This window comes from Acinetobacter sp. yr461 (genome assembly GCF_900110445.1).
Taxonomy (GTDB): Bacteria; Pseudomonadota; Gammaproteobacteria; order Pseudomonadales; family Moraxellaceae; genus Acinetobacter; species Acinetobacter calcoaceticus.
The window spans coordinates 1-6,898 of sequence record NZ_FODU01000031.1 but is presented as its reverse complement, the minus strand read 5'-3'; the positions used below and the strand labels follow the sequence as shown (position 1 = coordinate 6,898).

Below are 6,898 nucleotides of genomic sequence, written 5' to 3'. Positions count from 1 at the left end.
TTTTGCAAGTTAAAGACACCTTTCAACAAGTTAATGGCATACCTGTAGCCTTTGAGTTTGTAGCACGTCGAGCTGGCGATGTTGCGACTTCTTTTGCAGACAATAGCCGTGCAGTTGCTGAGTTGGGGTGGCAACCGCAACATAGTTTAGAGGATATGCTCAAGGATAGTTGGAACTGGCAAAAGCAAAATCCTAATGGATATAAGGTAGAATAAACCTATATTGATAAATTGAAGTAATAGGGGAAACCCTATTACTTCAATTTTATTTATTTTTCTGAAATCTTTTTAAAGAGTGGAATTAATTGGTCCGCACCATAAATACTAAGATGATCATCATCAAAATATAAAGGCATACCGTCTTTATCAGGATAACAATAATTATTATCACAGAAAAAATTAGCTGTTTCTAAAATTTTTACACCACATTTTTCAGCTGCTTCATTTTGCGCCTCATAAGATAACTTACTGCGTTGCATATATTGAGCTCTTAGAATTTTCATTCTTGTCTGTGAATGAATAATGGCTTTATGTGCTAAAGTTTTCGGAACATTAGATGGAAACTCAGGAACAGGACGTGTAACAAAAACTTCATTCTTTTTTGAAATCTTACATAGAGTATCAATATAAGCAATTTTCATAGCATTATAATATTCTTGATCATATGCTTGGAATGGACGATCTATATATCTAATAGGCTTTGTTAAATCATTGTCACCATCTGGAGCACCGTGGAACAGCACATTGATTCGATTAATTATTAGAATTGGAGTATTAGGATGTTGATCTAGTTTATTTATAAATTTTGATATAACTAAGCCACATTTAAAATTTGGGCTATTTAATTTTTTAATATGCTCCACTGTAGGGCAGCCTGAATAGGTCCAATCTAATACTGAAGAGTTTATTGGAAGTGATTTTTCAACTGATCTAATCATTGCTGCTGCGTGACTATCTCCTATTACAATTAACTTAACAGGCCCATTGCCATACTTGCATTCAGGAACTTTTATACCTTCTTCTATATGACACTTCTGCATTAAAGGGTTTCTATTATTAGATTGTTGGGCTATGTTGTTGATTTTTTGTGGTAATCGATTTGGCATTCCATCTTTTACGAAAAAAGCTATGAATATCGCCATAGGAACTGAAATATAGATTAATGTACTAATATAATTTAAGTAAACTTTTTGTTTTGAAAGCCATTTTCTTGTTGGAGTTTCAATAAATTTAAAAGATAACCATCCACAAATAATTGATAATATAATGGATAATATTATATATTTTATTTCATGCGATTTTTCTATGTATGATAAGTAAAATACAATAGGCCAATGCCATAAATAGATAGAGTAGGAGGTGTTTCCTAAAAATTGTACAATTCTATTATTTGTTAAAATAGAATTATTGTTACATGCTAATAAAATTAAAAAAGTTCCTAAGACAGGCAAAACTGCATTGTAACTAGGCCAAGCAGTTTTTCCTGAAAATAATATAACAGAAATAAATATTAAAAAAAATCCAAAAATCTCAATTATTGTTTTTTTATAAGATGAAAAAACTTTGTTTTGAAAGAATAAGTATAACAATCCACCAGTCATCATTTCCCAAGCGCGCGTTGGTAATAGAAAGAATGCAGCGGTTGGATTAGATTTTGTTATTAAAATTGACAATAAAAATGATATTAATAATATTGCTAGAAATATTAATCTCAAAACCAATTTATTTTTTGTTAATAAGGTTATTATAAATATAATTATAGGAAGTAGAATATAAAATTGCCACTCAACAGATAAAGACCAAGTATGTAATAGTAATTTCTCATGAGAGTCTGTATTGAAATAACCAGATTCTCTAAAATACTGAATATTTGAGAGGAAGCTTAAACTAGTGGCTGCATGTTTTCCATAGTCTTTTAGTTCTTGAGGGGTTAAAGTAAACCATCCTATTATTCCAATAATCAGGCATAAGGCAACTAGAGGTGGAATAATTCTATTTGCACGAGATATATAAAATTTAAAAAAATTAAAAGTCTTTTTTTCAAGGCCAGATACGATAATTTGAGTCATTAAAAAACCTGAAATGACGAAAAAAATATCCACACCGATGAAACCACCGGAAAAGCCTATTACTCCAAAATGGAAAAGTACAACTAATGCTACGGCATAAGCTCGTAGTCCATTGATATCGTATCTAAAGTTGGTATTCATAGAAAAGCTAAGTCAAGGTATTGTCGGCATTATTATATGTACTTAGAAGAATGATTTAGTATATTTTTATATCTGTTTGACTTCTTAAAATTATTAAAACCAATTGATATTATTTAATGCATATGATACTGACTTTTGAGAATATAGAAAGAGTATTGTTGCTTAATTTTTTATTATATATTTGATTTTAAAATAATTAATTCTATAGGTGAAGGGGAATTGAGAGGTGTTTTAAAAGGAATACATCAAGAATTATGCTATAGCAGACAGATGCTGAATGCTTCTTAATTATTTGAAGAGCTTTCAGCTAGCATAAATTATCATTTTTAAATTACTATAGACAAAATAATTCCTGCTCAACAAAGTATTGATAGGGCGTTATGTTAACGTAGTAAGATATTATGATTAATTAGAGAGTGAATCTGTGATTAAAAAGGCAGTTTTACCTGTAGCTGGATTAGGTACACGTTTTTTACCAGCAAGTAAGTCAATTCCCAAAGAAATGGTCACAGTGGTAGATCGTCCTGCAATTGAATATGTAGTGCGTGAAGCTGTAGAGGCTGGAATTGAGCAAATTATTTTGGTAACTCATTCATCTAAGGCATCAATTGAAAATTATTTTGATCGAAACTTTGAACTAGAAACGACTCTAGAGCAAAAGAAAAAGTTCGATTTACTTGAAGAAATTACTCAGATTATTCCATCTCATGTGAGTGTGGTAAGTGTAAGGCAGCCTCAACCTTTGGGTTTGGGGCATGCTGTTTTATGTGCGAAAAGTATTGTTGGGCAAGATGATTTTGCTGTGTTATTGCCAGATGTATTGGTTCAAGATAACTCAGGGAAAAATGATCTATCGCGTATGATTGCTCGTTATGAATCAAGTCAAGCTGCTCAAATCATGGTTGAGGCAGTGCCAGACCATCTTGTAGATCAATATGGAATTGTTGATGTGAAGCAGAGCCCGAATGAGGGTGAAAGTATTGCTATGCAGGGAATTATCGAAAAGCCTGCTATAGATTCTGCGCCTTCTAATTTATCCGTGGTGGGGCGTTATATTTTACCTGCTAAGATTATGCAGCTTTTGGAAAATACACCCAAAGGTGCGGGTAATGAAATACAGTTAACTGATGCTATTGCGATGCTTCAAGAAACTGATACCGTTGAAGCCTATCGGATGCAAGGCCAAACTTTTGACTGTGGCAGCAAGCTTGGCTATTTGAAAGCTGTACTACACTATGGTGTTGCACACCCTAAGTTAGGATTGGAATTTAAACAGCTGATTCAAGAACTTAAATTATAAAGTTTTGTAGTTCTGCTTAAGCATTTGTAAAAACTACTGAATATAGTAGCTGAGCAGTATATTCTCTTCCTGTAAAGGGACGAGAAATCTATAAAATACGAAAAAATCAGGTGTGCAATGAAAATCGCAGTATTTGGAACAACGTTACATGCCGGCGTGATGGCAGCGTTATTAGCTGAATATGGTAATCAAATTTACTGGTGTACAAGTGTCACCTGTGAAGAAAATATTTCTGTACTTTCGTATCAAGATCAAGACGTAAATAATTACTTAAATAAGCAGCGAAAAGCGGGTTTCTTAAAAGAGAGCCCTTTTTCTGAGATTCCTTTAGATATTGAAGTTTATTTATTCTGTTTTAGCCCAACACAAATTGAACTTGCATTAAAAACGGTTGAAAAATTGGGGGAACGACCAATTGTTCACCCACGGTTAATGATTAATGGTTCTACTTTTGGTTTGCACGGTACAGAAAAATTAAAACAGCATTTGCCAAAAGATGAGTGGGTTTACTTCCCTGATGTGATTCAGGAAGGTAATGCCATTAATAGTGTATTGAATGTAAAGCATGTCATTATCGGTGTGGAGTCTAGAGATGCAAGTGAAACTATGCAGGAGTTATTGCGTCCTTTTTTCCAATTTAGTTATCAATATTTATTTATGCCGATTTTAGATGCTGAGTTCACAAAACTTAGTATTTCAGGCATGTTGGCTACCCGCATTAGTTATATGAATGACTTGGCTATGGTTGCTGAAAAGTTAGGCATTGATATTGCGAATGTAAAACATGGTATCGCTGCTGACACACGTATTGGTGCTGCATATTTATCACCAGGTGTAGGATTTGGTGGTGAGAATTTTTCGCATGATATTTTAACACTTTCGAGCACTGTGTCTGAAACTGGAACAAAAAGCCGCCTTTTGGAACAAGTTTGGGCTATTAATGAGCAGCAGAAAGAAATTTTATTTCGTAAGTTATGGAATTATTATCACTGTAGCCTAAATGGCAAAACAGTTGCAATTTGGGGTGCTTCTTTTAAAGAAAATACTTCGAATATACACAATTCACCGATTCATATTTTATTAGCTGCATTATGGGCACAGGGTGTAATAGTGCGTCTGCATGATCCTCAAGCTTTAGATGAAATAGCAGCAGCTTATGGGCATCGTGAAGATTTAATTTTATGTACTGATCAATATGAGGCGGTACGAGATGCTCATGCATTATGCCTAGTCACTGCATGGAAGCAATATTGGAGTCCTGACTTTAAGCAACTACAACAATTAATGAAGCATCCTTTAATTTTAGATGGGCGTAATATTTATGATCCTGCTTATGTAAAGGCGAAAGGTTTTGCTTATGAAGGAGTAGGGCGCTTATGAGTAAATCAATTGAGCAATTTCCAAAGGAATTAGTCTCGCCTTTAGCTCATCTGCAAACTTTAGGTGAAAAAAACTCGAAATTACATATAAAAGAGCTATTTGCTTTAGAGCCAGATCGTTTTCAAAATTATTCTGTAAAATTTGATCAATTATTTTTTGATTATAGTAAGCATCGTTTAACCAAAGATATTTTAGAACAATTAGTAGCTCTTGCGAATACTAAAAACTTAATGGAATGGATTAATCGTCTTTTTTCAAAAGCTAAAATTAACTGTACTGAGCAACGCGAAGCAATGCACTGGGCATTGCGTTTACCGGCTGACTATTCAAAGTTTTCAGACTTAACAGAACAAGTTCATAGCCAGTTACAACGTATGTATGCCTTAGTGGAAAAAATCCATGCAGGACAATATCGTGGTTCAACTGGTGAAGTGATTCAAGACGTTGTTAATATTGGAGTGGGTGGTTCTGATTTAGGACCGCAAATGGTTACTCATGCGTTGTCTGATTTCAAGGTGAAAACGGCTAAATCTTTAAATGTTCACTTTGTTTCGACTATGGATGGTAGCCAGTTATCAGAATTACTCCATCAACTTCGTCCTGAAACAACATTATTCATTATTTCATCTAAGTCTTTTGGTACGATTGATACTTTATCAAATGCTCAAACGGTGCGTCAGTGGCTTGAAAAAGCATTAGGAGCACATGCTCGTGTATTAAAAAGTCACTTTATTGGTATATCGACAAAAGCTGACAAAATGTCAGAATGGGGAATCGCGTCTGAAAACCAGTTACTGCTGTGGGACTGGGTAGGTGGACGTTATTCTCTATGGTCTTGTATAGGTTTACCTATAGCCTTGACGATTGGTGTGGACGGTTTTCAGCAACTTTTAGCAGGGGCTCATGCAGTCGATGAGCATTTTAAAAATACGAGTTTTGATCAAAATATTCCAGTTTTGATGGCATTGTTAGGAATCTGGAATAATAACTTTTTAAATATTCAGACTCATGCCGTATTACCCTATGATGGACGATTAAAGTATTTTGCAGCCTATCTGCAACAGCTAGAAATGGAATCTAATGGGAAGTCAGTACAGCGCAATGGCCTAAAAGTTGAGCTTGATACTTGTCCTATTATATGGGGTGAGGTTGGACCCAATGCCCAGCATGCTTTCTATCAGTTGTTACACCAAGGAACGCAAGCTGTAAGTTGTGACTTTATTGCCCCAGTCCAACGTTATAATGCAGATCATTTTACCTATGTGGAAAATGCAGAAGCTCTGGTCGAACAACATCATCTTGCACTTTCAAACTGTTTAGCACAATCAAGATTACTAGCCTTTGGTAATGAAGCTTTAGACTCGACTGAATTAGAGAATTTACCAATTTATAAGCAATATGAAGGTAATCAACCAAGTTCTACATTATTATTGAAAGAATTAAATCCCTATAGTTTAGGAATGTTGATTGCTTTATATGAGCATAAAGTTTTTGTGCAGTCTGTGATCTGGAATATTAATCCATTTGATCAGTGGGGAGTTGAGAAAGGTAAGCAGATTGCTGATCAGCTACTTCCGATTTTAAACGGTGTTCAAAATGACCTTTCAACACTTGATGCTTCAACGCGTGGATTAATTAAAATATTGTTAGGAAAAGTAGATGGCTAAAATTCTAGTCACTGGTGGTGCAGGTTATATTGGTTCACACACATGTGTTGAGCTTTTGCAGGCTGGTCATGAAGTTATCGTTTTTGATAACCTTTCGAATAGTTCAGAAGAATCTCTAAATAGAGTTCAAGATATCGCTCAAAAAAGTTTAACTTTTGTGCAGGGTGATATTCGTAATGCAGATGAACTTGATCGTGTTTTTCAGACTCATTCAATTGACGCTGTGATCCACTTCGCGGGTTTAAAAGCCGTAGGTGAAAGCCAAGAAAAACCGCTCATTTATTTTGATAATAATATTGCGGGTAGCATTCAACTGGTTAACTCGATGGAAAAGGCTGGTGT

At 34.6% G+C, this 6,898-nt stretch carries 5 protein-coding genes and 1 pseudogene; 5 read left to right on the top strand and 1 reads right to left on the bottom strand.

Annotated features, from left to right (window positions below; all coding sequences use genetic code 11):
* A pseudogene (locus BMW38_RS19190) lies at positions 1-215 on the top strand (GDP-mannose 4,6-dehydratase); the annotation flags it as partial.
* A gap of 53 nt (positions 216-268) precedes the next feature.
* On the opposite strand, the gene BMW38_RS19185 reads toward BMW38_RS19190, so the two are convergent.
* Positions 269-2,209, bottom strand: coding sequence for an acyltransferase family protein (locus BMW38_RS19185; RefSeq protein ID WP_092711088.1), 1,941 nt, complete (start codon positions 2,207-2,209; stop codon positions 269-271).
* A 424-nt stretch (positions 2,210-2,633) separates the two neighbouring features.
* Here BMW38_RS19185 and galU point away from each other — a divergent pair, with 424 nt between their 5' ends.
* From galU to BMW38_RS19165, 4 genes are all read left to right on the top strand, one after another.
* Positions 2,634-3,509, top strand: a complete 876-nt coding sequence (galU, locus tag BMW38_RS19180; protein ID WP_092711086.1) for a UTP--glucose-1-phosphate uridylyltransferase GalU — start codon at positions 2,634-2,636, stop codon at positions 3,507-3,509.
* Between the two features lie 117 nt (positions 3,510-3,626).
* Positions 3,627-4,889 (top strand): nucleotide sugar dehydrogenase, encoded by a 1,263-nt coding sequence (locus tag BMW38_RS19175; RefSeq protein ID WP_045437429.1) that lies wholly within the window; start codon positions 3,627-3,629, stop codon positions 4,887-4,889.
* Positions 4,886-6,556 (top strand): glucose-6-phosphate isomerase, encoded by a 1,671-nt coding sequence (gene pgi / locus BMW38_RS19170; RefSeq protein WP_092711084.1) that lies wholly within the window; start codon positions 4,886-4,888, stop codon positions 6,554-6,556. The genes BMW38_RS19175 and pgi overlap by 4 nt, the downstream gene beginning before the upstream one ends.
* On the top strand, positions 6,549-6,898 hold a 350-nt coding region (locus BMW38_RS19165; protein ID WP_139193556.1), incomplete at its 3' end, for an SDR family NAD(P)-dependent oxidoreductase. The genes pgi and BMW38_RS19165, both read left to right, overlap by 8 nt.